The sequence below is a fragment of the Streptomyces sp. P17 genome, from assembly GCF_032436805.1.
In the GTDB taxonomy this organism is placed as follows: Bacteria; Actinomycetota; Actinomycetes; order Streptomycetales; family Streptomycetaceae; genus Streptomyces.
In genome coordinates this window covers 1-245 of the sequence record NZ_JAVRBF010001336.1, presented here as the reverse complement: position 1 = coordinate 245, position 245 = coordinate 1, and the positions used below count along the sequence as shown (strand labels likewise).

The window sequence follows — 245 nt, the reverse complement described above, 5'->3', positions numbered from 1 at the left end:
ACTGCCTGTCAGCGCTGATGGAATGAGCGCCACGCCTGCCGAACGCGTGACCCGGCGTGCAATTTGGGGGGCAGCGAGCGCAATAAACGAGATCGGACCGGCGGCAGCCGTGACAATGGCAGTGAGCGCAACGCCAAGGATCATCAACGAAGCCCTCGTACGGTTGATATTCACCCCCGATGCACGCGCTGCGTCGTCCCCCATTTCGAGTTGTCGCATGGGTCGTGCAAAAAGCATCGTCAGGG

Annotated in this window: 1 protein-coding gene; it reads right to left on the bottom strand. The window is 61.2% G+C overall.

The genetic code is table 11. The features are described 5' to 3' along the window. Nucleotides 1-237, bottom strand: a 237-nt coding sequence (locus tag RMT89_RS44890) for an iron chelate uptake ABC transporter family permease subunit (RefSeq protein WP_315889508.1), incomplete at its 3' end; no start/stop codon positions are given. Between the last annotated feature and the right edge of the window lie 8 nt (nucleotides 238-245).